The following is a 26,925-nucleotide window of genomic DNA, read 5'->3' as shown; positions in this document are numbered from 1 at the left end:
GGTCAACACGACCGCAACGAGGGTTAACCCGCAACGATCGGGCGCTCGCCGATGAGACGCGATCACTCAAACGAATCGCGATCTCATCGCCACCCGATCGCCATCGAGAATTTCCCTTCGATTGGCTCATATGTCGCGATTGCGAGCCTCACTGGGAGACCTAGGCAATCGCTCGATATCTTTGACATAGAGAACCATACGCCACGGTTACCGAAAAATGCAACTTTGCATCATCTGTTTCACATCGTTGTCTAGATTGCGCTTCCAGCTACCCCCACGAGCGTGGATAATGATCGCTACGTCCTTTAATTACCATGCGTTTTAATAGATGACACTGATGGATAACATTTACCTAGACAACTGACAGTTAACGACTATGGAACATCGGTAACTAACATGAGAGTTAACTTTACATCCTGCCACAACATCTCAGCCATACCCATCCTTCGGCATGCGCTACCCCAAACTCCCTCAGTCGAGACGGGAGCCGCCCCTGCTGCACAATAGAGACCATGGACCTACGCCCCGTCGCTCTGGATACGCCCGTCACCACCTACGATCCCTCGCGCCCAACCCCGGCCGCCATCGTGTCCGGCCACATCGCCGCCCATGACGCACCCCATCCCCTGTCGGTCTTCGACATGTTCCGTATCGGGATCGGTCCCTCCTCATCCCACACCGTTGGTCCCATGCGCGCGGGACTCGCATTCACAACGGAGCTGGCGACCCTACCCCCTCCCTCCCACATCACAATCGATCTCTTCGGCTCCCTTGGAGCCACCGGAAGGGGCCACTCCACGGACCGCGCGGTCCTCCTCGGTCTGGCGGGCTACGATCCGGAAACCGTCGACATCTCCACCGTCGAATCGATCCTGCCGACCCTGGCGAGCACCGGGACGCTGACGCTGCCCAGCGGAGCCCAGGTCACTCTTGATGTTGCACGCGATATCCGCTTCGTCGCGCGCACGGTCCTGCCCTACCACGTCAACGCTCTCACCATCACCGCCACCGACGCAGACACACACATCATCCTGCGACGAACCTACTACTCGGTGGGAGGCGGCTTCGTGATGACCCAGACCAACGACGACACCAACAACCCCGAGGTTTCGTCGCTAGCCTCCGGACAAACCAGCGTCGGCATTGACGTCCCCGCTCCCTATCCCTTCACTTCGGGTAGCGAGCTGCTGGCCCAGTGCGACGCGGAGGGCAAGAGCATCGCAGAGCTGGTGCGCGCCAACGAGGAGGCGGTGCGCCCCCGCGAGACCCTGGACGCCTACCTTGACCGCATCGCCGACACGATGTTCGACTGCGTGGACGCGGGGACGTCCGCGACGGGCATCCTCCCCGGAGGGCTCGATGTTCCCCGCCGCGCCCGAGCACTCGCCGGAAAGCTTGCCCGCCGACTCCTCGGGCCATCGACCCCCACGACCGCTGAGACGGGGCAGGGAGTGCCCGACGACGCGCGGGCGTGGGTCTCCACCACGGCCGATCCGATGCGCGCGATGGACTGGGTCAACCTTTTCGCCCTCGCCGTCAACGAGGAGAACGCCGCGGGACACAGGGTCGTGACCGCTCCGACGAACGGCGCGGCAGGCGTTATTCCGGCCGTCCTGGGCTATCTCGTCACCCACTGCCCCGAGACGGGATCGACCCCAGGAATCGCGGCGGGCCCGGATACTCGCGACGGCTCAGTCGCCCCGCTCTCTCACATACGCTTGACCGGGCGCCCCGTAGACTCCACGCCCGAAGGCTCCGAACTCGCCGACGGGGCAGCAGCTCACGAGCATCGCCGCACCCTCGTGCATGATTTCCTACTCGCGGCCACCGCGATCGGCGCACTCATCAAGACGAACGCCTCCATCGCGGGGGCGGAGGTCGGCTGCCAGGGGGAGGTCGGCTCCGCCTCGGCGATGGCTGCTGCCGGCCTGGCCCAGGCGCTGGGAGGAAGCCCCCAGCAGGTCGAGAACGCCGCGGAAATCGCAATGGAGCACTCCCTGGGACTCACCTGCGACCCCGTGGCGGGCCTCGTGCAGGTGCCGTGCATCGAACGTAACGCCATCGCGGCTGTTAAGGCGATCAACGCGGCGCGCATGGCCCTGTGGGGGGACGGACGCCACACCGTGAGCCTGGACGTCGTCATCGAAACGATGCGCCAGACGGGCAACGACATGCTCTCCAAGTACAAGGAAACATCCGAGGGAGGGCTGGCGGTCAACGTCGTCGAGTGCTGAGGCGCGCCGAGCTACTCTGAGTAACCAGGCCACGCCAGCGTGTGCGACGCTGGCGGGCCGGGCTGCAACGCACGCACACGCGTCTGCCTGCCCGTTAACCCAATTGGTGGACACCTGGGCCTAGCAGATAGGCACCCGGGCCCAATAACCCACGCGTTAACCCGATGATCTGCACGCGGGCAGCGCAGCACAACATGACAACGGGTGGGGCACCTTCCGGTACCCCACCCGTCGTCAACACCCATCAACACCCGTTGATCAACCAGGAATCAATCCATCGCCAGCGCCTCCGAGGGGCTGACCTTGGCGGCCCGGCGGCCCGGCAGCCACGAGGCGATCAGCGCGGACACGATGGCCACGACGCACACGCCGACCAGCTGCAGCCACGGCACGCTCAGCACGGCGGTGGCCCCCTCAATGGGCAGGCTCATGACGCCTACCCACCCGAAGGCGACACCCATGCCGACGCCGATCAGCACGCCGGTCAAGGACAGGAACAGCGCCTCGAGGGCGAGGAGGCTCTTCATCTGGCGTCGCGTCAGGCCCAGCGCCCTCAGCAGGCCGTTCTCGCGGGTACGTTCGGCGACCGACAGGGACAGCGTGTTGGCCACGCCCACCAGCGACACGAGGACGGAGACGCCGAGCAGCCCGACGAGAACAAGCATCAGCTGGTCGATGATCTTCGTGTACATCTGACGCTCCAACGCGGAGCCGTTGACGCTCAGGTGCGAGTCCTTGAGCAGCGCACTCTGGACCGTTTCGGCGTCGGCGCCGTCGGCCATCTTGATGATGACCGCCTGACGCTCGAGCGAGCTCGCGATGGATCGCAGGGTTTTCTCGGAGACCTGGGCCTCCCCGACGCTGCCGTTCTTGTCGTAGGTGGCGCTCAGGTCCACGCACGTGTCGGCGCACAGGCGCAGCGTCTGCCCGGCCAGGGCCTCGTCGCCGACGCGCACCTGGTTATCGCCCAGCTGGGTGACGGTCGAGTGGGTGACGCCCGTGTAGTCGGGTTCTCCGGTGATCATGACCGACGAGGCCTGGGCCTCGTCCTCCGAGCCCGCTCCCTCGGGCCCGGCGTAGGCGGGCGCGCCCGAGGTGGTCGTCAGGGTGCCGGGAGCGGCGTACTGGGCGACGGTGGCGGCGACGCCGTCGGTGGCCGCGATGGCGGCCTGCTGGTCATCGGTGACCGCCCCAGTCGTGGACACGGCCATGAGGTCGAAGGGGCGGGCGTCGTTCACGGCGTTGGTGAGGGTGGTGCGCACGGAGGCGGCACCGACCATGATGGTGACGACGAGGGTCACGCCGATGATGATCGCGGTGCCGGTCGCGGAGGTGCGGCCGGGGTTGCGCGTCGTGTTCTCGCGGGCCATGGCGGACAGGGTGCCCGGGAAGGCCGCGCCGAACGCGCGGGTGAGGGCTGGCAGCAGAACCGAGGCGACGAGCAGCGCACCGAGGAGCGCCAGGAGCGACCCGCCAAAAGCCCCGAGGAACTTCGTGCCGCCGCTATCCGAGCGCCACGCAGCCGCCACGGCGGCGCAACCGGCCACAGCGATGAGCGCGCCGATGATGAAGCGGACGGTGTGCTTCTTGCGGGCGGCGGCCCCGGCCTCGTTCACGGGGGCGAGGGCGGCGACGGGAGCGACGCGGGAGGCCGCGCGGGCCGGGAAGACGCCGACCAGGGTCGTGAACAGGGTGGCACCCAGCCACGTGAACGCAAGCTGCCAAACGGAGGCACTCGCCAGCGCCGCGCCGACGCTAGAGGCCAGACCGGTGCCCGCCTCCGCGAGCGCGCCGATCAGCCAGCCGAGCGCGACGCCAATCGCGGACGAGATCGCTCCGATCGCGAGGGCCTCGCGAGTCACGAGCGAGCGGACCTGTCGCCTGGTAGCTCCCAGCGTGCGCAGCAGCGCCAGTTCGCGGGTGCGCTGCGTGAGCACCACTCGGAAGGTCGACGAGACGACGATAGAGGCCACAAGCGCCGCGATCGCCGGGAAGATCAGCATGATGCCCATCGTCATGGACGCTCCCAAGCGCGCCTGGTCGAGGTCGTCCTGAATTGCCTTGTGCACGCTGGTCACGGTCACTCCCGAGACGGTGCTGAGCGCGGAGTTCGCTGTCGCCACCCATTCGTCCTGGGTGGCGCTGGGAGGGTTTGCGTTGCTGTCCGTATCCGCTCCAGAAGTCGCGACGATGAACTGTCCGGACGCGGTGCGCTCGAAGAGCGCGGAGAAACCGCCGTCAGTCACATAGCTGGCGGGCACGCCCATGCTGATCGTGTTCGAGCGTGTGGTGCCGACGATGGTAAGGGTCTGGTAGTCGCCCTCGGTGAACCCTGCGCGCACGCGGACGGTGTCGCCGACCTTCAGTGAGAGGGTCGAGGCCGTGTGCTCCGGGATAGTGATCTGGTCGTCGGCGGTCGGGGCGTCTCCGGCGCTCAGGTCGAGGCCGGCGAAGGGCTTGGGAGCCAGCGGCGAGACGTAGAGTCGGCCACGCGTCGCGTCGGTCTGGGCATCGGCAGGCCACTGGGCCATGTGCTTGATGGCGGTGACGCCGCTGGTGGAACGCAGGATTTCTTCGGCGCGCTGAATCGACTCGCCGGTCGCGTCAGCGTTTTGGGAGACGACGATCGTGCCGCCGCGGTACTGGCTGTAGACGCCGGAGGTCAGGCCCGCGGTCATCGCCGTCATAACGATGAGGGTGATGACGATGAAGGCCGTGGAGATGGCGACGGCCAGGCCGGTGGAGATGTAGCGGCGGCCATGGGAGCGCAGGTTGGCGCTCAGGAGGGAGTTTGTTGCAGACATGAGATGAGCCTTGGGGAGTGGACGCGCGCTCAGCGCAGCGCCGCGGTGAGGGAGTCGGCGGTAACGTCGCGCAGGTCGGAGACAATGCGTCCGTCGCGACACACGAGGACGCGGTCCGCGTAGGCAGCGGTGGAGGTGTCGTGGGTGACCATGATGACGCTCTGGCCGAGCTCATCGACGGCGCGGCGCAGCAGGTCCATGACCTCGCAGGTCGAGTGTGAGTCGAGGTTGCCGGTGGGCTCGTCCGCGACAATGACGGCGGGGCGGCTCATGAGGGCGCGGGCGACGGCGACGCGCTGCTGCTGGCCGCCGGACATCTCGGAGGGGCGATGACTCAGGCGGTCCTCGATACCCAGGGAGTTGACGATGAGGTCGAACCATCCCTTCTCGGGGGTGGCGTCGGCCAGGCGCATGGGCAGGAGGATATTGGCGCGGGCGTCCAGGGTGGGCACCAAGTTGAAGGACTGGAACACGAAACCGATGCGGTCGCGGCGCAGCTTGGTCAGTGCGGTGTCTTTCAGGGCGGTGATGTCGGTGTCTTCGACGAAGACGTGCCCGGAGGTGGGGGCGTCGAGGCCGGCGAGGATGTGCATCATCGTGGATTTGCCGGAGCCGGAGGGGCCCATGATGGCGGTGAATTCGCCGGCGCCGAAGCCGACGCTCACGTCGTCGAGGGCGCGCACCTGAGCGTCGCCGCTTCCGTAGATCTTGGAGACGCCCTGGAGTCGGACGATGGACGAGGCCGGGGCCTCTTGGTCGGCCACGGGGGCCTGCGCGATTGTCGTGTTCGTGTTCATGCATCCATCGTGCGCCTGCGGTGCGCGTCACCGCTACGGAGGTTTCCCCTGATTGATCCCCGAGACTACCCGGGGCACGCTAGGGGGCTATTCGGTGCGCCCACCCCATCCGATCCGTGGTGGGCGGGCCGCCGCACACGTGCACACACAGCAGCCCAGCCCAGCGGGGCAGGCAACACTTACGACGTGGAAACCTCGCCACTGGCCTCACGCAGGGACAGGCCGCGGTAGCGGTTGATGGCGGCACCAACATCGATGAGGCGCGGGCGCGCCAGGAACGCCGGGTAGGAGCGGGCGCCAAACTTGCAGACGGCGTCCAGGCCCTCGGAGGCGAGGCGCCGTCCGAGCTTGGCCATGAGGTCGGGCATCGACTGTTTGCCTGCCATCTCCTCGAGGACACCGCGCACGCACCAGGCGATGGCCTCGGCCTGCCCGGGGTCGACGACTGCGGCAACGTCGGAAATGTCGACGGTTGAACGGTCGATGGTTAGCACGGACGTGCCCGAGGCCTTGGTGCGCGGGCGGTCCACGCGGGCCTTCGCGGCGGGCACGCGGGGAGCGGCCTCCCAGATGGTGGGGGCGTCGGTGCGGGGGCGCGGCAGGTCGGCCACGACCTCGCGTGCGCGGGCGGTGACGTCGAGGCAACGGTAGTTGTCCATCATGAGGACCCGGTCGGCGGCGTCCAGGAAGGCGCCGGAGCCGCCGACGACCATGATGAGGGAGACGCCGGCCTCGGTGAGGGAGGTGACGCGGTCGACGAGGGGCGTGATGGGTTCCTTCTCGGCGGCGACGAGGTCGCGCATGCGCGTGTCGCGGATGAGGAGGTTGGTCGCGGAGGTGTCCTCGTCGATGAGGAGGGTGCGTGCGCCCAGCTCGAGGGATTCGATGATGGAGGCGGCCTGCGAGGTGGAGCCGGACGCGTTTTCGGTGGAGAAGGACGTGGTGTCGGCACCGCCGGGCAGGTGGGTGATAAACGGCGAGATATCAACGCCTGTGACGGCTCGCCCGTCGGCGGCGCGCACCTTCGTGGCAGTGGGGTCGGTGGCGACGAGCTCGCGGCCGTCGCCGGGGATGTGCGCGTACACGCCCTGGGCGATGGCCTCGAGGAGCGTGGACTTGCCGTGGTAGCCGCCGCCCACGATGAGGGTCAGGCCCGGGGGGATCGCCATGCCGGACACCTCGCCGGCGTGCGGCAGGGTGACGGTGGCGCGCAGGGACTCGGGGGCATTGAAAGCGACGACGCCGTCACCCGTCAGGGGCGTTTCGGACACGCCGGAGCGGCGCGCCAACAGGGCTTCGTCGGCGACGAAGGATACCCAGCTGCGTTCCTCGAGGATTCCCTGGAGGGCACGGTAGTCCTCGTAGGCGGCGACGTGGCCGAGGAGGCGGGAGCGCTTGCGGGTGGTGGCCGGGTCCTCGGAGACGAAGTCGAAGCAGTCCATGACGATGTTGGGCACGTCCACGTCGAAGAGGCGGGCGGCGCTCTTGCCGAGGATTGTGCGTCCGCGCGCGGGGAGCTTGACTTGGAAGCGGACCTCGACGCGGTCGGGCAGGACGGTCGCGTAGGAGCGCTGGAGGATGAGGGCACCGGCGCGGGCGATCGACACGTCGCGGGTGTCGCGGGCGCGGATAGCCTCGTCGAAGGAGCGGGCAATAAAGTCCGCGGCAGCCAGGCGCGCGTCGGACGAGGCCAGGGCGGCCTCGGGCAGTCCCATGGCCTCGGGCGTCGACCAGGCGCGCAGGGACGAGGGCGGGGCGTAGGGATCGGCCTGCACGTGATCGATCGCGAGGGTGAAGTCCCCGTAATCCCAGGCACCTAGGGCGTTCTTGTAGAAGCCGTAGGGGCGTCCGTCCGCGTATCGCAGCTGGTCGAGGAGGTCTGCGTCGGTGCCGGCGATGGCGCGCGAGGGTGCTTCGTATCGGGGAGTCATACCCTCAAGAATACAGGCGGAGCCTGCGGAAACAGCATCACCGTTCCTACAGGCTCCGGGGTGTGAGGAGTCAGCGCTGTCGCGCGACTCTCACGGGTGGCGGGGTGGTATCAACACATGACTTATCGATCACTGAGGAAAAAGGCGAGGAGAAGGGCAAGAGGCACGAGCAGCTGGAGTGATGCGCATATGGACGTGACGACCACCGCGGTATTCGTCAGCGACATGATGTCCTGCGGGGCATCCAGGCGCTTCGCCTTCCTGCGCTGCATGAACGACAACACCATCGCGGGGATCGAGAGGAGCAGAAAGGCAGTCAGGAAACTCACGCCAGCCAAGATCATGGCGAGATGCGCCTGGGAACGCAGGTCCGCGTAGGCAACGAGGTGTGAACTCGCATAGTACGGCTGCGCATAGGCCGGCGTGGGCTGACTGTACGCCATCCCATTGGGCATGCCGTAGGCAGGCTGCTGGCGGTACGCTGCCTCGGGCTGGCCGTAGGGCGCGGATGCGGCCGGGCCATACGGCGTCTGCTGCGAGTAGGGATCCTGCGCACTCGCAGGATTGGCCCCATAGGGGTAAGCCGGATCGCTCATGGTGCACTCCAGATAGTTCCGTGCGGATGACGATGGGCGCTATCGTAGCAGCGGCCCTCAACCACTATGCGTTGGGGCCCGAGGAAACTCGCCGTTTCCTCGGGCCCCACACGTAACGATGCGTCAGCTGTTGGCGGCCGCAGTCGCGCCGATGATCACCATCAAGATGAGGAACAAGAAAACCGCAGCGGCGAGCGCGATCTGGATGATCGAGCAAATCTTCGCAGCCGAGCGAGCGCTCTCCACATCCGCCATCACGTCCATCGGGGCGCCCAGGATCTTGGCTTCCTCAACCAGCTTGTTAGTCCAGAACCACATGCCACCGGCAAGCAGTAGGTGGCCGAACAGGAAACTCACGAAGGAGAGCATGCGGGCCGTCGACGCGTTCGAACGGATCCTCTCAATCTCGGGGTTGAGGGCGTAGACGGGCTGACCGTAGGCCGGCTGCGCATAACCGTAAGCCTGCTGCTGGCCGTAAGCCTGCTGCTGGCCGTAAGCCTGCTGCTGACCGTAAGCCTGCTGCTGACCGTAGGCCTGCTGCTGACCGTAGGCCTGCTGGGGCTGTTCCTGGCCGGCGGCGAGGTAGGCGTTCACGGGATCGCTCATGAGTTGCTCCAAATGGGTTGTGTCGATCGGATACGGCTGTCATCGTAGCCGTCGCGAGAGTACAAAAATAAACAAAACGGCCTTTAGTTACCGCGAACACAGTGGCATCCGCTGGATCGCTAACGCATGTTCTCCAAGACAATCAGCAAGATGATCAGGCTCACCTGCAGGAGGAGCATGCCGAACGCAATGCCGCGCGCAATGTTCACCTTCCGTGTCACGTCGGACGGAGCGTCGATCTCCTGGGCGTGGGTACACAGGCGCTGCGCCCGAACCGCGTTGGCGAGCAGCAGGATGACCGGCGTCGTGAAGAACCACACGAAGGACATCACGATGGCGACGGTCGCGTTGGACTTGAGGCGGGAGAAGGCCAGCTGCCGGAGCTGATCCGTGGACGGCTGCGCGGGCTGGCTCGCGTACGCGGCCTGCGGATTCACGCCGTACTGCGGGGCGGCGGCCTGCTGCATCGGCTGAGCGACGGGTGCAGGCTGCGCCTGGTAGGCACTCGGCTGGCCGTAGGACGGCATCGGCTGGGCGGGTACGCCCTGCGGGGGATACGCAGCAGGGGTGCCATACGCCGGTGCCGCGCTGGCGGCCGTGACCCCGCTGTGTCCGGGAGCGTAGGCCGACTGCTGCGCGGCGGGCGCGGCGGACGCGACATGTACGGGTGCGCCCACCGGGGGCGCAAACTGCGCAGGGGCGGGTGCCTGCGGTGCGGCGGGAGCGCTCGACCACATCGAGGCGGGAGCACCCGCCTGGGGTGCGACCGGTCCGTCGCTCTGCTGAGGCCAGTCCCAGCCGGCCGGAATTGCCCGCGAGGGCATCTGTTCGTCACTCATTTCAACAACCAATCACTTCGTAGATTCCACGAGCCAGACAAGGAGGAAGGGAGCGGCGATCAGAAGACCAAACAGCACGATCCCGACAATTCCGCAGATGAGAGCCGTCGTTCGCGCACCGCGCACGTCCCTCAGCACGTCCTCGGGGGCACCCAGCCTCTCGGCCTCACTAAGGAGGTTCATGCTCCAGAACCACGCACCGAACGACAGGAGCGGCCCCACCGTCACAAAGCTAACGAAAGACATGATGCGCACCATGGATGCGTTCGAACGCACGCGTTCGACGGCGGGGTTCAGCGCATACACGACCTGGCCGTACATCGGCTGCCCGTAGGAAGCACCCGCGCCGTACGAGGTCTGGGCGCCGTATGCGGGTTGGGTACCGTATGCGGGCTGCTGCACTACGGGGGCCTGCCCATAGGCAGGCTGGGCGCCGTAGGGGGTCGTGCCACCCGACCCGTAGGGATTGGAGGGGTCGCTCATGAATAGCTCCGGTCAGAATGTGGGATCTTATCCTCCCACATCATACGAGCAACCTCTGCAACACGGAAGTTCCGCCTCATTATCCCTTCTCACCACTCACCACAACCCGACGCAGCCCACCCCAACCTCACGCCGACGCTCCCGGCTCGCCCCGGCCTCGTCCCACATAAAAAAGTGCGGGGGTCGGTTTCCCGACCCCCGCACCACCCGACAAACGGGCGTCACGTCACAGCATGCAGGACACGCAGCCCTCGACCTCCGTGCCCTCCAGGGCCATCTGGCGCAGGCGCATGTAGTACAGGGTCTTAATGCCCTTCTTCCACGCGTAGATGTAGGACTTGTTCAGGTCACGCGTCGTCACCGTATCCGGGTAGAACAGCGTGAGCGACAGGCCCTGATCCACGTGCTGGGTGGCCACAGCGTAGGTGTCGATGATCTTCTCCGGGCCGATCTCATACGCGTCCTGGTAGTACTCCAGGTTCTCGTTCGACATGTAGGGCGCCGGGTAGTAGACGCGGCCAATCTTGCCTTCCTTACGGATCTCCACGCGGGACACGATCGGGTGAATCGACGACGTCGAGTTGTTGATGTACGAGATGGAACCCGTCGGAGGCACAGCCTGCAGGTTCTGGTTGTACATGCCGTACTTGGCGACGTCAGCCGCCAGGGCCTCCCAGTCCGCCTGGGTCGGGACCTTGATCGACGAGGCGGCGAGCAGCTCGCGGCACTTGTCCGTGGTGGGGGCCCACTCCTCGTCAATGTACTTGCGGAAGAACTCGCCCGATGCGTACTTCGACTCCTCGAAGCCCTCGAAGGTCTCGCCGCGCTCACGCGCGATCTTGCACGAGGCCTTGATGGCCTCGAACAGGACCGTCATGAAGTACATGTTCGTGAAGTCAAGGGCCTCCTCGGACCCGTAGTGCACGTGCTCGCGCGCCAGGTAACCGTGCAGGTTCATCTGGCCCAGGCCGATCGCGTGGCTCATCGCGTTGCCGCGGGCGATCGACGGCACCGAGCCGATGTCCGACAGGTCCGAGACAGCCGTCAGGCCGCGGATCGCCATCTCGATCGTCTTCGAGAAGTCCGAGGAATCCATGGTCTTCGCAATGTTGAGCGAGCCCAGGTTGCAGGAGATGTCCTTGCCGACGTGGTCGTAGGACAGGTCATCGTTGTAGGTCGAGGCCTCGGATACCTGCAGGATCTCCGAGCACAGGTTCGACATGGTGATGCGACCCTTGATCGGGTTGGCCTTGTTCACCGTGTCCTCGAAGACGATGTAGGGGTAGCCGGACTCGAACTGGATCTCCGCGATCGTCTGGAAGAAACGACGAGCGTTGATCTTGCGCTTGTGGATACGGCCGTCGTCCACCATCTCGTGGTACTTCTCCGTCACCGAAATCTCGGAGAAGGGCACGCCGTACACGCGCTCCACGTCGTAGGGACTGAACAGGTACATGTCCTCGTTCTTGCGGGCCAGCTCGAACGTGATGTCCGGGATGACGACACCCAGGGACAGCGTCTTGATGCGAATCTTCTCGTCCGCGTTCTCACGCTTAGTGTCCAGGAACTGCATGATGTCCGGGTGGTGCGCGTGCAGGTACACAGCGCCCGCACCCTGACGCGCGCCCAGCTGGTTCGCGTAGGAGAAGGAGTCCTCGAGCAGCTTCATGACGGGCACGACGCCGCTGGACTGGTTCTGAATCTTCTTAATGGGGGCGCCCGACTCACGCAGGTTCGTCAGCTGCAGGGCGACGCCGCCGCCGCGCTTGGACAGCTGCAGGGCCGAGTTGATGCCGCGCGCGATCGACTCCATGTTGTCCTCGATGCGCAGCAGGAAGCAGGAGACCAGCTCGCCGCGCGCCGCCTTACCGGCGTTGAGGAAGGTTGGGGTGGCCGGCTGGAAGCGGCCCGTCATGATCTCATCCACGAAGCTGCGAGCAAGCTCGATGTCGCCGCGCGCCAGGTACAGCGACACCATGGCGACACGATCCTCGAAGCGCTCCAGGTAGCGCTTACCGTCGAAGGTCTTGAGCGTGTACGACGTGTAGTACTTGAACGCGCCCAGGAACGTCGGGAAGCGGAACTTGTGCGCGTAAGCCTGCTTGTACAGCTCCTTGATGTCCGCGAAGTCGTACTGGTCCAGGACGTGCTTCTCGTAGTAGCCCTCGTCCACCAGGTACTTCAGCTTCTCTTCCAGGTCGTGGAAGAACACCGTGTTCTGGTTGACGTGCTGAAGGAAGTACTGGCGAGCCGCCGCACGGTCCGCGTCGAACTGAATGTGTCCGTTCGCGTCGTACAGGTTAAGCTGCGCGTTCAGCGCGTGGTAGTCCAGCTCCGGGGAGGGAGCTTCCTCTACGCCTGTGTCGGTGTAGTTTTCTGCCAAAACTGTTCCAGTCCTTCGCGAACTCTGGAGACGTCCTCGGGCGTACCGAGGAGCTCGAACTTATACATGTGGGGGACCCCCAGCTTGGCCGCGATAATGTCGCCCGCGATGCAGTAGGCCTTGCCGAAGTTAGTGTTTCCCGACGAGATGACGCCCCGACACAGGGCCCGATTGTCGGGGTCATTGAGGAACTTGATGACCTGTTTGGGCACCGCTCCCTTGAGATTGCCGCCGCCGTAGGTGGGCACGATGAGCACGTACTCGTCGGTCACGCGCAGGGGTTCATCCTTGGGAAGCAACGGGATTCGCGCCGCCGGGAGGCCGAGTTTTTCGACAAAACGGCGGGTATTGCCCGTCGCCGACGAGAAGTAGACGACGCTGCCCATGATGATCCTTCCTGCTTGGCGGGATACTGAACCTCTAGTGTCTCACCCCCGAGGCCCGGGCGGGGTTGCCTCGCACGCGTGTCCCATGTGGGATGATCGACGCGCCCGACTCAGCGGGCGCACATGGTGGTTGGCGGTGTGTATGCGGTCGTGGGCGGCGGACCCTCACGGCCAGTTGGCCGCTCATTTCCCCATGTCCACCGAGGGGTGTGCCCCGGCCTCGTTCCCGCCCAGATACGCGAAAGTCCCGGCCTCGCGGCCGGGACTTGTCGGCGCGATTCAGGCCTGCAGCGCCAGGGGGGCAGCTGCGGCAGCGACGGCCTTGATGCGGTCGGGGCGGAAGCCGGACCAGTGGTCCTCGCCGGCCACGACGACGGGGGCCTGCTGGTAGCCGAGGCCCTTAATGAAGGCGAGGGATTCCGCGTCCTGGGTGACGTCGATCTTCTCGTAGGAGACGCCCTGCTTGTCGAGGGCGCGGTAGGTCGCGTCGCACTGGGGGCAGCGGGGCTTGGAGTAGACGGTGATCGACATGTTCGTGTCTCCTTGCGGCTCGAGGCCGGACGTTGGCATCCTGCGTTGTCTTTCTGGCGGCTCGTTCGCCGCGAACACGACAACACTACACCTCGTGGCCGCCCACGCAAGCGACCCCTAGATGTTGTGTGCGCCGCCCCAACTGTGGACGCGGCAGGAGCAGTCTGTGGATGGAGCGAGCGGTCAGGATCTCGGAGGGACCTTTGCGGTTTGTCGCCACCTCCGCACGGGTGCGCGAAGATGCGCGCAAACATTGGGGTTTGCAACTAACCCACGGGCACATCTAGGGGCCACCAACACCCTCACACACACCTGTGCACCCTGTGGACGAGCGCATCACCACCCTGTGCATAACCACCTGCCAACCATCTGAAAGATGTCGAGCGTCACACTCTTTAGTGGCACTCTTGGGCGTGTCGCACCCGCACATCTAGGGGTCGTTGGCGACTAAGCGCCCCTAGATATAGGGGTGAGTGGCATTTTCGGCGAAATGGCTGGAATCTCGCGGAAATGCGATCACAGGGGGCCTGAGTGATGTGCCGACGCGCGCCTCCAACGGGAGGTGCCCCTAGATCGAGGGGATCGTAAGAGCCCTACATCTAGGGGGGACGCGACCTAGACCAAGGGGCTAACGCTCGACCGACATCTAGGGCCTGGATACTCCCTGTATCTAGGCAGCACCTCCCAGGCACTGCACACCAGTAGGCTCTGCCACTCGACAAAACACGCCCGGCACCGCCCCGCGACGACTTCCCCGCGACAATGTTCGCCCGGCACGGGCCATCACGGGCTCACCCGCGATAAACTTCGCCCGGCACGCCATAAAACGCCATCTCTGGGGCATTTTTCGTGCGCTGGGCGAACTTCTTCGCGCTCGCGTCCACCATCAGACCGAGCAGGGCGAACTTTTTCGCGCGCAAGACGCGGCGACGCGGCGATATTGAAACCAACAACACCACTGCGACCGCTGATGCAGGTCAGTATGAAACCCCCATCACCACTGCGCGCCCCTGAACAGCAACCGTTGAAACCACCGTCACCACTGCGACCAACAAACGCACCAAAACCGCCCGATTCTCACCCGCAAAGGTGATGGCGGTTTCAACCCCACACAGGCACGAGCGAGCAAAGGTGACAGCAGTTTCACGCGAAGGATCTGCAACACCCACACGTAGCTACGAGACCACTCCTCAGAAAACTCGCACGTCATTCGATCGGACCAGCCTCTCAACAACACTCAGAAACGTTGAAATACCAACAATGACAATTCAAATTCTGAAACAGTTGCAGGGGAATGACGTGCGACATTGATGCGGACCAGGCGGCGCCGGTGTGGAGGGTACCGGAGGGACCGGAGGGCCTGGCCGCGGTGCCGGTGGGCGTCGGCGGGGCCTGGCCGGGATTCGAGACGACGCGCCGAGCCGAAGGCTCGCGGCGCGGATGGCTCGCGGGCGGGCCGCCGCCCACAGGCACACACAGCGGCCCGGCCCCACAAAGCACACGCGGCGGCTGGAAATCACGCGGGCGGCCGGGCCATCCGGCGCCTGGAACACCAGCGGCGCAACAAGCACCGCCACAGGAAAAGGAAAGCCTACAGCCCCAGGAATGCCTTGATCGCGGGCATCTCGCGCACGGCCTGCACGAGGCCAGCACGATACGTTGCCTCCAGGCGTTCACGCCGCGACTCGGTGTTGTTGATCCACAGGTTGTCGGGAGCGAACACGTAGGCCTGGCCTCGTTCTTCGAGCTCGAAGAGGAGGCGACGTCCCGCGTTGTAGCGGTCGGGACGACGAGCCACGCCCTCGAACACGGAGGGGTACTGACGGTAGGCGGTGCGCAAGAGGGCACCAACGCTGGCGGGCATGGGGCCCTTGACGTAGTCGCGGGGCCGAGTGAGGACAACAAGGAGCTTGCGGTAGCCCTCGCGCAGGGGCTGATCGAAGGGCAGGCCGCCGTTGGGGCCGAGCGCGCCATCGACGTAGGTGTCGCCGTCGATGTCGACGGGCGGCATGAGGATGGGCAGCGTGGAGGAGGCGCGGATGATGGGGCCGAGCGTGTCCAGTGTGCTCATGTCTTCCTTGGAGAACCAGCGCACCTCGCCGCGCGACGCGTTGAAGGCGGCGACGCGAGTGCGCGCCGGGTTGGCAAGAAACGCGTCCATGTTGAAGGGCAGGATCCCGTCGGGGTAACAGATCCGCTCGTAGATGTACTCAGCGTTGAAGTAGCCGTGGCCCTTGCGGAAATGCTTGAGCCCGCCAAACTCGGGGTCTTCGACGAGGTCGACGAAAGTGTCGTGCGAGCGGGCGGCGTCGCGGGAGGTGAAGTTGCACAGATGGCTGGAGCCCGCGGAGACGCCGGAGATGTGGGGGAAGTTGATGCCTTCGGCGATGAGTCGGCTCACGAGTGCGGCCGTGTAGGCGTTGCGCATGCCGCCGCCTTCGAACACGAGGGCGGTGTCGTCGATGGTGACCATCGTGGCGATGGACTCTTCGGGGGTCGGGTAGTGCTCTGGCGTTTCCTTCACGTTTCGACCCTACCGCCGCGCCTCGAACCTACGCGCGCGTATGCCCGGTGAAGACCACGTAGTGGTAGAAGAAGAAGCGGAACGCGGTGCCCAGGGCGAAGCCAACGACGTAGACGGCGATGTTGTCGGCCAGCGCCGAGGCGAACCCGAGGATGTGGTGGGTGAACAGGAGGCAGAACTGGGAGATACCGATGCCGCAGGCGTTCGCGAAGAAGAAGAGGATGGCCTCGCGCGTGGCGTTCTCCCGCGTGCGGCCGCGGTAGGTCCACAGGCGGTTGGCGATCCACGAGTACAGGGTCGCGGTCGCGGCGGCGACGAATTGCGCGGTGTTGGGGTGCCCAGCGAGGAAGCCGAGGGGCCCGTGCTGGAGCAGGTTGAACAGGCCCGCGTCGACGATGTAGGCGGTGGCTCCGACCATGCCGAATTGGATGAACTCACGCACCCAGGCGAGGAGTCGCTGCGTGAGGCTCAGGGACGAGGCCGGGGCCGCTCCCCCCTCAGCCTGCCCTCGGGTGCCGGGCTGGGTGGGTGAGGGGTCGCGGGGGCGCGCGGCCACGGGGTCGAGCGCGGCAGTGGACCCGCACAGGCAGTGTTCGTCTCTCACTCCCCTAGTGTCGCACGGCCTCGCCGCTGTTTCGTGGATCCCCAACAGTTGGCCCCGCCCCTAAGATGGTGCCCATGACTGACACGACCACGCGTAACACACGGCCTTCGTCGACTCCCCCGGTCGCCCCCAAGCGGTACGGGTACCGGGTGCGCGACCATTTCGGGCAGCATTTCGATGACCCGTGGGACTGGCTGCGTGACGGCGAGGAACCCGAGGTCAGGGCTCATTTGGAGGCGGAGAACGCGTGGGCGGACACGGTGACGGCGCCGACGCGCGAGGCGGCCGCGCGCCTCGTGGAGGAGGTCAAGGCCTCCACGGCGCTCACCGACGTGACGGTTCCGATCCGCGAGGGCGAGTTCTGGTATTTTCGACGTTTCGCGGAGGGCCAGTCCTACGCGACGCATCACCGCGCGCCGGTGGAGCGCGACGAGGCCGGGGCACCGGTCCCGCTCGTCCCCCAACCGGGCGTGCCAGCGCGGGGCGAGGAGCTCCTCGTCGATGAGAACGAGTGGGCGCGCGGGCAGGAGTTTTTCCGCCTGGCGGACATGTACCCGTCCCCGGATGGGCGTCTGATCGCGTGGGCGCGGGACACGAGCGGGGATGAGCGCTACACGTGGGTCGTGCAGGAGGCGTCGGGCCGCGTCATCGACGAGGCCGTGGTGGACGCCGGGTATGGCTTCGCATGGGCGGATGATTCCGCTTCCTTTATCTACATGGGCGTGGACGACGCGTGGCGCGCGTGCGACGCGTGGCTGCACCGCGTGGGCACGCCGCGTGAGGCCGACGAGCTGCTGCTGGTGGAGCCGGACGAGGGCTTCGAGATGGGGTTCGCTCCCTCGGGTTTCCCGGGGCACGTCGTCATTCACGCCTCGTCGTCGACGGCGGGCCGCGCGTGGCTGTGGCTGCCCGCCCACCCGTCCGTGCGCCCGCTTCCGCTCATGCCGGTGCGCCCGCGCACGCTGGTGTCGGCGGATTCGGCGGGGGATCGCCTGTTCATCGTGCACACGGGGCTGACGCAGGAGGGCTCGCTCGCGCAGGCGATGCTGCCCGCCGGGGGGTCGCCCGAGGCCTTGGCACAGTTGGGCGTAACTTCTTCCTCCGCGTATAGTCGCCAAGCGCTGGCGGATCGCACGCCGGGCACTCCCCTGCCGGAGGACGAGCCCACGCCCCTCGCCCCGTTTGAGTCCTGGGAGCCGCTGCGCAGCCCCGGCCCCGGCGAGCGCATCACCGACGTCGAGGCCCACGCGGACTACGTGGCGCTCTCGCTTCGTTCGGGCTCTCTCACGCAGGTCGACGTGTGGGATCGCCGCGAGCCCACGCCCACGTGGCGACGCGTAGAGGTGGACGCCCCGGTGCGTACAATCGCGACCGTGCCGACCCCGTGGAAGGATCCGCTTCGGGTTGAGTTCCAGTCACAGACCGTGCCCCCGACGGTCGCCGAGGTGTTGCTGCCGAACACGGCCCCGGCCTCGTCCTCCGAGACCTCGGCGCTGAGCGTGCGGACCCTGCACACCCGCGAGGCGCCCGGATGGGACCCCGCCGAGTACGTCGAGGAGCGCGTGTGGGTGCTTGCGCGCGACGGCGCGACGCGCATCCCCGTCACCCTCATCCACCATCGCGACGCGCGACCGGACGGCACGCACGCGGGCTGGCAGATCGGGTACGGCTCGTACGAGGTCAGCTACGACCCCGAGTTCGAGACCCTGCGTCTGCCGATCCTGCGCCGCGTCGTCTACGCGATCGCGCACGTGCGCGGCGGCGGCGAGATGGGCCGCTCCTGGTACGAGGACGGCAAGGAGCTGGTCAAGGAGCACACCTTCACGGACTTCATCGACGTGGCCGACTGGCTGGTCAACTCCGGGTGGGTGGCACCCGGTCGCCTGGTCGCGGAGGGCCGCAGCGCCGGAGGCCTGCTCATGGGCGCGGTCACCAACGCAGCCCCCGACCGCTTCCGCGCGATCCTCGCGGGCGTGCCCTTCGTGGACGCGCTCTCGACGATCCTGGACCCAACCCTGCCGCTCACCGTCGGCGAATGGGAGGAGTGGGGCAATCCGCTGACCTCGCGCGCCGTGTTCGACGCGATGAGCCGCTACACGCCGTACGAGAACGTGCCCGACGGCGCGCTACTGCCCGCGGTCATGGCGACGACGTCGGTCAACGACACGCGCGTCGAGTTCGTCGAGCCCACCAAGTGGGTGCAGCGCCTGCGCGAGGCCACCGGCCAGGTTCCCTCCACGGACGAGGCCGGGGCTGGGTCCGTTCCCGCGCGCGACCCACTCGAGCGCCCGATCATCCTGCGCACCGAGATGGTCGCCGGGCACGCCGGCCCCTCAGGGCGCGAGGGCCGGTGGGCGGCGCGCTGCGAGGAGTTCGCCTTCGCGCTGGGCCAGGTGGGCGTCACGCAGTGACGGCTGGGGCTGCCGACGAGCGGTCAGTGCCCGTTGACGGCAAACGCAGGTGGGGGCGGTCTTCGTTGGAAGACCGCCCCCACTATCGTGCCGCGCACGATGCGGCGTGGCTGCGCTGCGCTACTGCGCGCCGCCGTCCCAGTCCGGGCGCACCGCGAAGGACTGAATCTTCAATTCACCCGAGAACCACCCCTCCTTGAGATACCCCGCGAGCTTGTCCGTGGTGAAGATTTCACGCCACTCTTTGCCGTCCCACGGTATGAAGAACAGTGAGACGACATGGCCTTCATAGCTTTCTCCGAGCGCGTAGACACCATCCTTGTCCACCTGGTACGTCATCCAATAGCGGTCAGACACAGTCATCCGCGGATGCGTGTAGAACAGACGCCGCACCTGGCCGCTCATCAGGTCGGCACCGAAAGCAGCACCATCCCGCGTCACCATCCTGTATTCGTTACCCACTTGAACACCATGGTGGCCTTGGAGGAACCACTTGGAAGTAGATTCGAAGGGCTCGCCGTCGTCATCGGTCAACGGGATATTCGCACGTTCTCCCGTGGATAGGTCCCACTGGTGAAGGACCCATCGGTATCGTTCATGCGCCGTCATGTTGTCTGGAGTGCCAGGCTTTACTTCCAGGCGGCTCAACAGCGTGATGACGTCCCCCTCACAGGCGAACATATGCTGTCCCGATTCCAAGTTGTCACTGGCCGGCGTGACGGCGAGAACTCGAGGCGCGTCACCATCAGGAGCATTGAGCTGCACGACAGCCGTCAGGGCCTCTGGAACTGGTTCTTCGTTGTTCGCCTGGGCGGCATAGGCCTCGAATGCCGCATCCGCGATACTCGGGGATTCCTTCGTGTCCGTAATCGCCAGGATCCGTGACCCGCACTGCCCAAAATCACCGGTAATGCCAGCGGTTTCAACAGTCGTGATGCTGTCGTCACTTTCAACATTGCCGTCGTTATAATCCCAATGCTTCGGCACCAGAGTGACGAGCTGACCATCGGAAAGCTCGTATCGTTGAATCTCCTCTCGGGTCCCGTTGTCGCTCTTACTCACCTGCGTTCCACTATCCGTCGTCACGTAGTTGCGGCTCCGCGAACCGTAGAAGACACCGCGATCACTCCACAACACGTCCCCGCCAGCCACCGAATCGACGGACGCCACCGTGCCCTGTCCCTGGGCGTTGAGGAGCACAATCCAACTGCCAGTGTTCGTAGCCTCCTGCAGCGACGAGGCATATGCGGGTCCCAGCCTCAGAGCGATCACCGCGTCATTCGACCGCAAAGAACTGACCGGTCTGCGGACCACGTCCTGATGAAAACTAGTACTCACCGCGAGCGCAGCAAACGAAAAAGCAACGATAACGAGGGCCCACTTCCACACGGGCTTCAACTTTGCTAGGCCACCAAATCCCAGCTCATCATCCCCCGGCGCCATCCAGTCGTCGGCCTGCGTCGTCTCTCTTGTCGTTCCTCTCGTCGCGGCAGCGGGCGCGGCCACGCCCGCACCCGAGTCTAGGGCACTCCGCCCGGGCGGCCCCGGCCTCGTCCCCACCTACTACGCAATGCAGCGACACCGCGCCCCGGCCTCGTCCCCCTCCGATCAGGCAAGCGGGATGCCGATAGGATGAAGGCATGACAATTACGGCGGCGGCAGACGGTTCTTCCCTCGGCAATCCCGGGCCCGCGGGGTGGGCCTGGTACGTGGACGAGGACACATGGGACGCGGGTGGCTGGCCGCAGGGAACGAACAACCTGGGTGAGCTGACCGCTATTCTGCGTCTGCTCGAGGCCACGGCCGAGACCGGCGAAGAGCTGCACATCCTCGCCGACTCGCAGTACGCGATCAACGTCGTGTCCAAGTGGCGGCTCGGCTGGAAGAAGCGCGGCTGGACGAAGGCAGACAAGAAGCCCATCAAAAACCTGGAGCTCATCCAGGAGATCGATCGGGCCATGGAAGGGCGCCGCGTCACCTTCGAGTGGGTCAAGGGCCACGCTGGGCACCGCATGAACGAGCGCGCCGACGACCTGGCACGCTCCTGCGCCGAGGCCTACCAGGCGGGGCGCACACCCGAGCCGGGCCCAGGGTTCGGGGGCGGCGCGTCGCGCGGCGCTGCGTCGGCGGATCAGGCGTCCTCAGATCAGGCATCCGGGGATCAGCCGGATGAGGGCGCGACCACTGTGGCTGCGTCCGTCGAGCCGCACAACGTGCCCGCTACTACTGATGCCCTGGGGAGCGCTCCCGCTTCACACGACGCCTCCACCAACAAGGCCGCCACGTCGACATTCCGTTCTCATCCCAGCGTTTTCTCCACGCCCACCGAAGCGAACGAACCCGCGGAGGCAGCCCCGGCCTCGTCCGTGAGTGAGCCCGCGATGACCACCGAAGACGCGATCGCCCGCGAGCGCGAGTTCATCCTGGCGTGGACCGGCGGCGACGAGGAGGCGCTGGCGGCCATGACCGACGAGCGCACGACGCGCATCTGGCCGGGTGGCGGCGCGACCACGACGCTGGCGGGGCCCTCGCCCGCTTCCCCATCCATCGGCCGCATCGACGCGCACGATCTGGGCGGGTCGTTCCTGACGCGCTACCGGGTGCGCTGGGAGGGCGGCGCCTCGCTGGAATCCAGCGTGTGGGCGCCGGCGACTTCTGGCGGGGGACGCCTGATCATGGTGCACCACCAGTCGACGCTGATCGGCTAAAACGGGAAGTTCTGTCGCGGGTGGACTCTGCGTGCTCGTTCTCGTTCTCAACTCGCGCGTGCTCAATGCACCGGATCACCACGCAAGGCACCGGGCCGCTACGCGAATAAGCACCTCGACGGCCAGCGCACGCGTCCCAGTCCAACGCAGCCCTTTACGCGGATAGGTTGCTCGCACGCGGATAGGTTATGCGCACGCGGATAGGTTATGCGCACGCGGATAGGTCATTAAGGTATCCGCATCGTCATGACCTATCCGCATAGCCGTTTCCAATCCGCCCGCCCCAACGGCACCTACGCGATACACCCAATCAGTGGCACTACACCCAATCAGTCGCGGTACACCCAATCAGTCGCGGTACACCCGATCAGTCGCGGTACACCCGATCAGAAGAGGTGCAATGCCTACGGATCGGGTGCAGCACCCAAATCAACAGGAAGAACGCGGAACCTGCACACGCACCGACGACACTACAAGCCCGTCGGCCAAGGCCCCACCAGGAAGCACTTTCGCCTGGAAACCCCTACAGCTTGGCGCCTTCGAAGCTGAAGATGTCGAGGAACTTGCGCGCTCGGTCAGACGCCGGGTCGGCGAAGAACTTGCGCGGCGGGTCGACCTCGACGATCCGGCCCTCATCCATGAAGACGATGCGGTCGGCGATCGCGCGGGCGAAGCCCATCTCGTGGGTGACGATGAGCATCGTCATGCCGGTACGAGCCAGTTCCAGGACGACGTCGAGGACCTCGCGCACCATCTCCGGGTCAAGGGAGGCCGTGACCTCGTCAAGGAGGAGGATCTCGGGGTCCATCATGAGGGCGCGCACGATGGCGACGCGCTGGCGCTGGCCGCCGGAGAGCTGGCGCGGGTAGTCGTCGGCGCGGTCCGCCAGACCGACGCGCTCGAGCAGTTTCAACGCCCGCTCGCTCGCGTCGGCGCGCGATTCTCCCGCGACGAGGCCGGGGGCGAGCGTCAGGTTCCCCATGACGGTCAGGTGGGGGAAGAGCTCGTAGGACTGGAAGACCATGCCGATGCGGCGGCGAACCTCGGGCCAGGAGACGCCGGGGGCCGCCAGGTCATTCCCGTCGAAGAGGATCTGCCCGGAGTTGATGGGCTCGAGGCCGTTGATCGTGCGCAGGAGCGTGGACTTGCCGCAGCCGGAGGGACCGATGATGACGACAACTTCGCCGTCGGCGACGTCGAGGGAGACGCCGCGCAGGGCGTGGTGGCCGCCGGGGTAGGTCTTGTCGAGGTCGACGAGGCGCAGCTGCGGGTCGGAGGTCAGTTCTGCCATGTTTTCTCCATGTGGCGTGAGAGGAGCGAGATGGGCCAGCAGATGAGGAAGTACGCCGCGAAGATCAGGCCGTAGATCCACAGCGAGGCGGTCGGGTAGTTGAAGCGGTTGGCGTCGATGATCTGCTGTCCAACCTTGAGGACTTCGACGACGCCGATGAGCACGACGAGGGACGTCGTCTTCACCATACGGGTGATGAGGTTGACGGCCGGGGGCGCGAGCCTGCGCAGGGTTTGAGGCAGGATGACGCGACGCATGGTCTGCCTCGGGGTGAGTCCCAGCGCGTATGCGGACTCGTACTGATGGCGCGGGATCGCGATGAGCGCGCCTCGCACGAGGTCACCCATTTCGGCGCCGCCCCACAGGGTGAAGACGAGGACGGACGCGGTAATGCCGTCCAGGTTGATCCCCGCGACACGCGTGAGCCCGAAGTAGGCGACGAACAGGAGGACGAGCTGGGGCATGATGCGCACGAACTCGAGGTAGAGCTGCATGAGCCAGCGCAGGGGGCGCCAGCGCGAGCGCATGCCGAGGCCGACGAACACGCCGAGCACCAGCGACAACACGACGGACAGCGCGGAGATGCCGACGGTGACGCCCAGTCCTTCGAGGATGCGCACGAGGTTGCGGCCTTCGAAGATGACGTTAATTCCCAAATCCGCCACGGCGCACCTTCTTTTCGATGAGTCGGGCCGCGATGGACACGGGCAGAAGGATCACCAGGTAGGCGATGACCAGGAGGATCAGCGCTTCAGAGGTGTTGTAGGACATGCCGATGAGGTCTTTCGCGACGTACACGAGGTCGGGCAGCGCGACGACGGAGACGACGGATGTTTCCTTGATGAGGAAGATGACGTTGGCGGCGAGAGGCGGCACGGAGGTCGCGATGGCCTGCGGGAGGGCGACGTGGCGCAGCGTCTGGGTGCGGGTGAGGCCGAGCGCCGCAGACGACTCCCACTGGATGGTGGCGATCGAGTCGAGACCCGAGCGCAGGGCCTCGGCCATGTAGGCGCCGCCCAGGAAGATGAGGCCGACGATCGCACAGGTCTCGCCGCTCCACTTGATGCCCACGCGCGGCAGGCCGAAGTAGATGAAGAAGAGCTGCACGAGCAGGGGCGTGTTGCGCGACAGTTCGACGTAGGCGACGGCGATCTGGGTGGCGACGGGGATCCGGTATTGCCGGATCGCGGCCACGAGCAGGCCGACCGCGAGCGAGCCGACGATGCCGATAGCCGCGATCCTCAAGGTGAGGATGGCGGCGTCGACGTACAGGGGCGCGTATCGCGCCAGAATGTCGAGATTCATAGGAAAAATCTGGGACGAGACCGTGGCCGGCCGGGGCGTTTACCCGCGGTGGGCGCTGTCCCCGGCGGGGGCCACGGCCTCGTTCCTGTCAGTTGGTGGAGGTGGTGTCCACGCCGCCTTCGACGACGAGGTCGTCGGGGGTCGCGGCGTCACCGTAGACGGGGGCGAGGGTCTGCTCGTAGTCCTTGTGGAAGAAGTTCTCCTGGCCGAGCTCAACGAGCTGGTTGTTCAGCCAGTCGAGTAGGGCGGTGTTGCCCTTCTTGACGGCGGCCGCGATGTAGCTGGTCTCGCCCAGGCTCTTGATGCCGACGCTGAAGCCGGGGTGCTGGATCGCCCATGCGATGACCTCGGTGTTGTCGGTGGAGAAGGCGTCACCTCGGCCGTCCTCGAGGGCCTGGTAGGCGTCGGAGTACTGGTCGTACTTCTGGAGCTTAACCTCGGGGTGGTTGGCCTCGAAGTAGGCTTCGGCGGTCGTGCCCTTGGTGACGATGAGGGTCTTGCCGGCCAGCTGGCTCACGTCGGTGATTTCAGCCGAGGTGGGCGAGACGACGCCGAGGGAGACCTTGAAGTAGGGGTTCGCGAAGTCAACCTTCTCGGCGCGCTCGGGTGTGACGGTGAAGTTCGCGAGGGTGATGTCGACCTTGTTGGAGGCGAGGACCTCGGTGCGGGCGGCGGCGTCGACGGGGACATACTTGGCGGTGACGCCCAGGTCGGCGGCGATGCGGTCGCCGTAGACGACGTCGTATCCGGCGGGCTTGCCGTCGGCGTCGATGTAGCCGAAGGGGGCCTTGTCGGAGAAGATGCCGATGACGATCTCGCCAGCTTCCTTGATCTGCTCGGGGCTGCGGTCGCCGACCTGCGCACTCGACGAGGAGGACGAGGAAGTGGACGCGCCACCGGAGCATGCGGCCATGCCGAGGGCTGCGACCATGGCGACGGCGGCCGTGGCGAGTCGAAGGAATGGCTTCTTGCGTGCGTGAGTGGCGCTCATGAGGGCTCCTGATCTGCGTTGTCAATGGATGCGCCGAGGGGATGTTCCTCGGCGACAGGAACGATATTTCCACCGGACGGTCTATTGCGCGAGGGCTGTTTCCCGTTTTGAAACTATGTGACAGGCGAGGGCTATCCCCCCCCCCCCCCCCCGCAGGTTTCCACACCGGGACCTTCGACCCACTAAAACGTGCAAGTCGTCACGCATGGCCCCGCCAGCGCGCGCGAGGCCGTAGCGGCGCGTAAAAATTGCTCCCATGCCCAAGCTACCGCGCACCGTGAATGTCCCCGTGCCGGCTAGCCCTACCCGCCTCGAGATCCTCGACGGTCTACGCATCACGGCACCCGTCGCCGCGGGTTACATCCCACTGGGCCTGGCCTACGGCCTGCTGGTCGTCCAGCTGGGGCTGCCGTGGTGGATGGCGCCAGCGCTCTCCCTGGCCGCCTACTCGGGCTCGGCCGAGCTCCTCGTCGTCACCCTGGCCTCGCAGAATACGCCTTTAGCCGTCATCGCGGTGACGATGCTGCTGGTGAATTTCCGCCTCCTGTTTTTCGCGTTCTCGTTCCCACTGCACGTCATCGAGGGGCGTTTCGCCCGCCTCTTCTCGATGTACGCCCTGGTGGACGAGGCCTACGCGCTCACCGCCGCCCGCCCCAACGGGTGGACGAAGCCTCGACTCCTGGCGATGCAGGTACTCTTCCACCTGACGTGGTTAGTGTCGGGCGTGGTCGGCGTCCTCGCCGGATCGCTCATTCCCACGCAGATCGAGGGCCTAGACTTCGCGCTGACGGCTCTGTTCATCACGTTGACGCTGGACGCGGCGCGCACCAGGCACGAGGCGCCGTCGGTCCTCCTGGCCGGCGCATCCTTCGCGGTGGCGATGGTGGTGGCACCCGGGCAGCACCTCATGGCGGCACTCCTGCTGTTCGTCGCGAGCCTGACAGTCCGCCACTTTCTTCATCGCCGGGGCATCTGGCACTCCGCAGACGAGGTGGCCGAAGGAGGCGCGCGGTGACACCGACGCTGGGCTACCTGCTGGCGATCCTTGCGATCACCTTCATCATCGACTTGACGCTGCGCGCTCTACCTTTCAAGATTCTGGAGCCCCTGCGCGATTCGCGTTACGTGTCGGACATGGCGGTGTGGATGCCGCCGGGCATCATGATGATCCTCGTGCTCTCGACACTCGCCCAGGGGGCGCAGGCTACGGGCAACTGGTGGGCGGCCCTGGTGGCGACGGGCGTCACCGTCGCTGTGCACCTGCTCTTTGGTCGCAAGCTCCTGTGGAGCGTCGGCATCGGAACGGTGTGCTACGTCGCGCTGTTGAACTGGTAGCGAGGCTCCCAGGCGACGAGGGGGATACCCCACCCGCACGGGAGACGTCGTCGGAATGTCGACTCCGCCGGGCCCGTGGACAACCACCCGGCGGGTCGCATACCCTGGCTGAGAGCGCCCGATCTTGTCGGCGCCCATGATCGGAGCCGGACACCGAGGAGAAGAT

The 26,925-nt window shown here is 65.9% G+C and carries 22 protein-coding genes; 5 read left to right on the top strand and 17 right to left on the bottom strand.

The window, feature by feature from the left end:
• Window positions 1–512 precede the first annotated feature (512 nt).
• On the top strand, window positions 513–2,234 hold the full coding sequence (locus tag ACTODO_RS03995; protein ID WP_003791699.1) for an L-serine ammonia-lyase, iron-sulfur-dependent, subunit alpha: 1,722 nt from the start codon (window positions 513–515) through the stop codon (window positions 2,232–2,234).
• A 269-nt stretch (window positions 2,235–2,503) separates the two neighbouring features.
• Here the strand turns inward: ACTODO_RS03995 and ACTODO_RS03990 are convergent, their stop codons facing one another.
• The 12 genes from ACTODO_RS03990 to ACTODO_RS03935 all read right to left on the bottom strand — a co-directional run bounded on the left by ACTODO_RS03990 (window position 2,504) and on the right by ACTODO_RS03935 (window position 16,718).
• Window positions 2,504–5,038: an FtsX-like permease family protein gene (locus ACTODO_RS03990; protein ID WP_003791697.1), complete on the bottom strand. Its 2,535-nt coding sequence runs from the start codon at window positions 5,036–5,038 to the stop codon at window positions 2,504–2,506.
• A 29-nt stretch (window positions 5,039–5,067) separates the two neighbouring features.
• Window positions 5,068–5,835: an ABC transporter ATP-binding protein gene (locus ACTODO_RS03985; protein ID WP_003791695.1), complete on the bottom strand. Its 768-nt coding sequence runs from the start codon at window positions 5,833–5,835 to the stop codon at window positions 5,068–5,070.
• 179 nt (window positions 5,836–6,014) lie between these two features.
• Window positions 6,015–7,766, bottom strand: a complete 1,752-nt coding sequence (locus tag ACTODO_RS03980) for an ABC-ATPase domain-containing protein (protein WP_003791693.1) — start codon at window positions 7,764–7,766, stop codon at window positions 6,015–6,017.
• Between the two features lie 122 nt (window positions 7,767–7,888).
• Window positions 7,889–8,362 (bottom strand): hypothetical protein, encoded by a 474-nt coding sequence (locus tag ACTODO_RS03975; RefSeq protein ID WP_003791690.1) that lies wholly within the window; start codon window positions 8,360–8,362, stop codon window positions 7,889–7,891.
• A gap of 123 nt (window positions 8,363–8,485) precedes the next feature.
• A complete protein-coding gene (locus ACTODO_RS03970; RefSeq protein ID WP_003791689.1) occupies window positions 8,486–8,968 on the bottom strand; it encodes a hypothetical protein in 483 nt (160 codons plus the stop codon).
• 119 nt (window positions 8,969–9,087) lie between these two features.
• Window positions 9,088–9,807 (bottom strand): hypothetical protein, encoded by a 720-nt coding sequence (locus tag ACTODO_RS03965; RefSeq protein WP_003791687.1) that lies wholly within the window; start codon window positions 9,805–9,807, stop codon window positions 9,088–9,090.
• A 12-nt stretch (window positions 9,808–9,819) separates the two neighbouring features.
• Window positions 9,820–10,290, bottom strand: a complete 471-nt coding sequence (locus tag ACTODO_RS03960) for a hypothetical protein (RefSeq protein ID WP_003791685.1) — start codon at window positions 10,288–10,290, stop codon at window positions 9,820–9,822.
• Between the two features lie 226 nt (window positions 10,291–10,516).
• A complete protein-coding gene (gene nrdE, locus ACTODO_RS03955; protein ID WP_003791682.1) occupies window positions 10,517–12,673 on the bottom strand; it encodes a class 1b ribonucleoside-diphosphate reductase subunit alpha in 2,157 nt (718 codons plus the stop codon).
• On the bottom strand, window positions 12,643–13,059 hold the full coding sequence (gene nrdI / locus ACTODO_RS03950; protein ID WP_003791680.1) for a class Ib ribonucleoside-diphosphate reductase assembly flavoprotein NrdI: 417 nt from the start codon (window positions 13,057–13,059) through the stop codon (window positions 12,643–12,645). The genes nrdE and nrdI overlap by 31 nt, the downstream gene beginning before the upstream one ends.
• Before the next feature lie 279 nt (window positions 13,060–13,338).
• Entirely contained in the window at window positions 13,339–13,590 is a 252-nt protein-coding gene (gene nrdH, locus ACTODO_RS03945) for a glutaredoxin-like protein NrdH (RefSeq protein WP_016460788.1), read from the bottom strand.
• 1,591 nt (window positions 13,591–15,181) lie between these two features.
• Window positions 15,182–16,114, bottom strand: a complete 933-nt coding sequence (locus ACTODO_RS03940) for a patatin-like phospholipase family protein (RefSeq protein WP_003791673.1) — start codon at window positions 16,112–16,114, stop codon at window positions 15,182–15,184.
• Between the two features lie 28 nt (window positions 16,115–16,142).
• Entirely contained in the window at window positions 16,143–16,718 is a 576-nt protein-coding gene (locus ACTODO_RS03935; RefSeq protein WP_003791671.1) for a GtrA family protein, read from the bottom strand.
• Between the two features lie 65 nt (window positions 16,719–16,783).
• Between ACTODO_RS03935 and ACTODO_RS03930 the strand changes: the two genes are divergently transcribed.
• The gene (locus ACTODO_RS03930; protein WP_003791666.1) at window positions 16,784–19,129 is read left to right on the top strand and encodes a S9 family peptidase; all 2,346 of its coding nucleotides are present in this window, start codon (window positions 16,784–16,786) and stop codon (window positions 19,127–19,129) included.
• A gap of 120 nt (window positions 19,130–19,249) precedes the next feature.
• Here the strand turns inward: ACTODO_RS03930 and ACTODO_RS03925 are convergent, their stop codons facing one another.
• Window positions 19,250–20,635: a hypothetical protein gene (locus ACTODO_RS03925; RefSeq protein ID WP_208853685.1), complete on the bottom strand. Its 1,386-nt coding sequence runs from the start codon at window positions 20,633–20,635 to the stop codon at window positions 19,250–19,252.
• 134 nt (window positions 20,636–20,769) lie between these two features.
• Here ACTODO_RS03925 and ACTODO_RS03920 point away from each other — a divergent pair, with 134 nt between their 5' ends.
• Window positions 20,770–21,837 carry a ribonuclease H family protein gene (locus ACTODO_RS03920; RefSeq protein WP_003791662.1) on the top strand — a complete coding sequence of 356 codons (1,068 nt, stop codon included), beginning with the start codon at window positions 20,770–20,772 and terminating at the stop codon, window positions 21,835–21,837.
• A gap of 523 nt (window positions 21,838–22,360) precedes the next feature.
• Here the strand turns inward: ACTODO_RS03920 and ACTODO_RS03915 are convergent.
• The 4 genes from ACTODO_RS03915 to ACTODO_RS03900 all read right to left on the bottom strand — a co-directional run bounded on the left by ACTODO_RS03915 (window position 22,361) and on the right by ACTODO_RS03900 (window position 25,424).
• Window positions 22,361–23,128: an amino acid ABC transporter ATP-binding protein gene (locus ACTODO_RS03915; RefSeq protein ID WP_003791661.1), complete on the bottom strand. Its 768-nt coding sequence runs from the start codon at window positions 23,126–23,128 to the stop codon at window positions 22,361–22,363.
• The gene (locus ACTODO_RS03910) at window positions 23,116–23,793 is read right to left on the bottom strand and encodes an amino acid ABC transporter permease (RefSeq protein ID WP_003791658.1); all 678 of its coding nucleotides are present in this window, start codon (window positions 23,791–23,793) and stop codon (window positions 23,116–23,118) included. The genes ACTODO_RS03915 and ACTODO_RS03910 overlap by 13 nt, the downstream gene beginning before the upstream one ends.
• Window positions 23,774–24,433 (bottom strand): amino acid ABC transporter permease, encoded by a 660-nt coding sequence (locus ACTODO_RS03905; protein WP_003791656.1) that lies wholly within the window; start codon window positions 24,431–24,433, stop codon window positions 23,774–23,776. The genes ACTODO_RS03910 and ACTODO_RS03905 overlap by 20 nt, the downstream gene beginning before the upstream one ends.
• A gap of 88 nt (window positions 24,434–24,521) precedes the next feature.
• The gene (locus ACTODO_RS03900; RefSeq protein ID WP_003791655.1) at window positions 24,522–25,424 is read right to left on the bottom strand and encodes a cysteine ABC transporter substrate-binding protein; all 903 of its coding nucleotides are present in this window, start codon (window positions 25,422–25,424) and stop codon (window positions 24,522–24,524) included.
• Window positions 25,425–25,680: 256 nt separating this feature from the next.
• Here ACTODO_RS03900 and ACTODO_RS03895 point away from each other — a divergent pair, with 256 nt between their 5' ends.
• Both ACTODO_RS03895 and ACTODO_RS03890 read left to right on the top strand, forming a co-directional pair.
• Window positions 25,681–26,439 (top strand): AzlC family ABC transporter permease, encoded by a 759-nt coding sequence (locus ACTODO_RS03895; RefSeq protein ID WP_003791653.1) that lies wholly within the window; start codon window positions 25,681–25,683, stop codon window positions 26,437–26,439.
• Window positions 26,436–26,759 (top strand): branched-chain amino acid transporter permease, encoded by a 324-nt coding sequence (locus ACTODO_RS03890; RefSeq protein WP_003791651.1) that lies wholly within the window; start codon window positions 26,436–26,438, stop codon window positions 26,757–26,759. The genes ACTODO_RS03895 and ACTODO_RS03890 overlap by 4 nt, the downstream gene beginning before the upstream one ends.
• The last annotated feature ends 166 nt before the right edge of the window (window positions 26,760–26,925 follow it).

The sequence above is a fragment of the Schaalia dentiphila ATCC 17982 genome, assembly GCF_000154225.1.
GTDB lineage: Bacteria > Actinomycetota > Actinomycetes > Actinomycetales > Actinomycetaceae > Pauljensenia > Pauljensenia dentiphila.
This window is presented reverse-complemented; position numbering and strand designations above follow the sequence as displayed.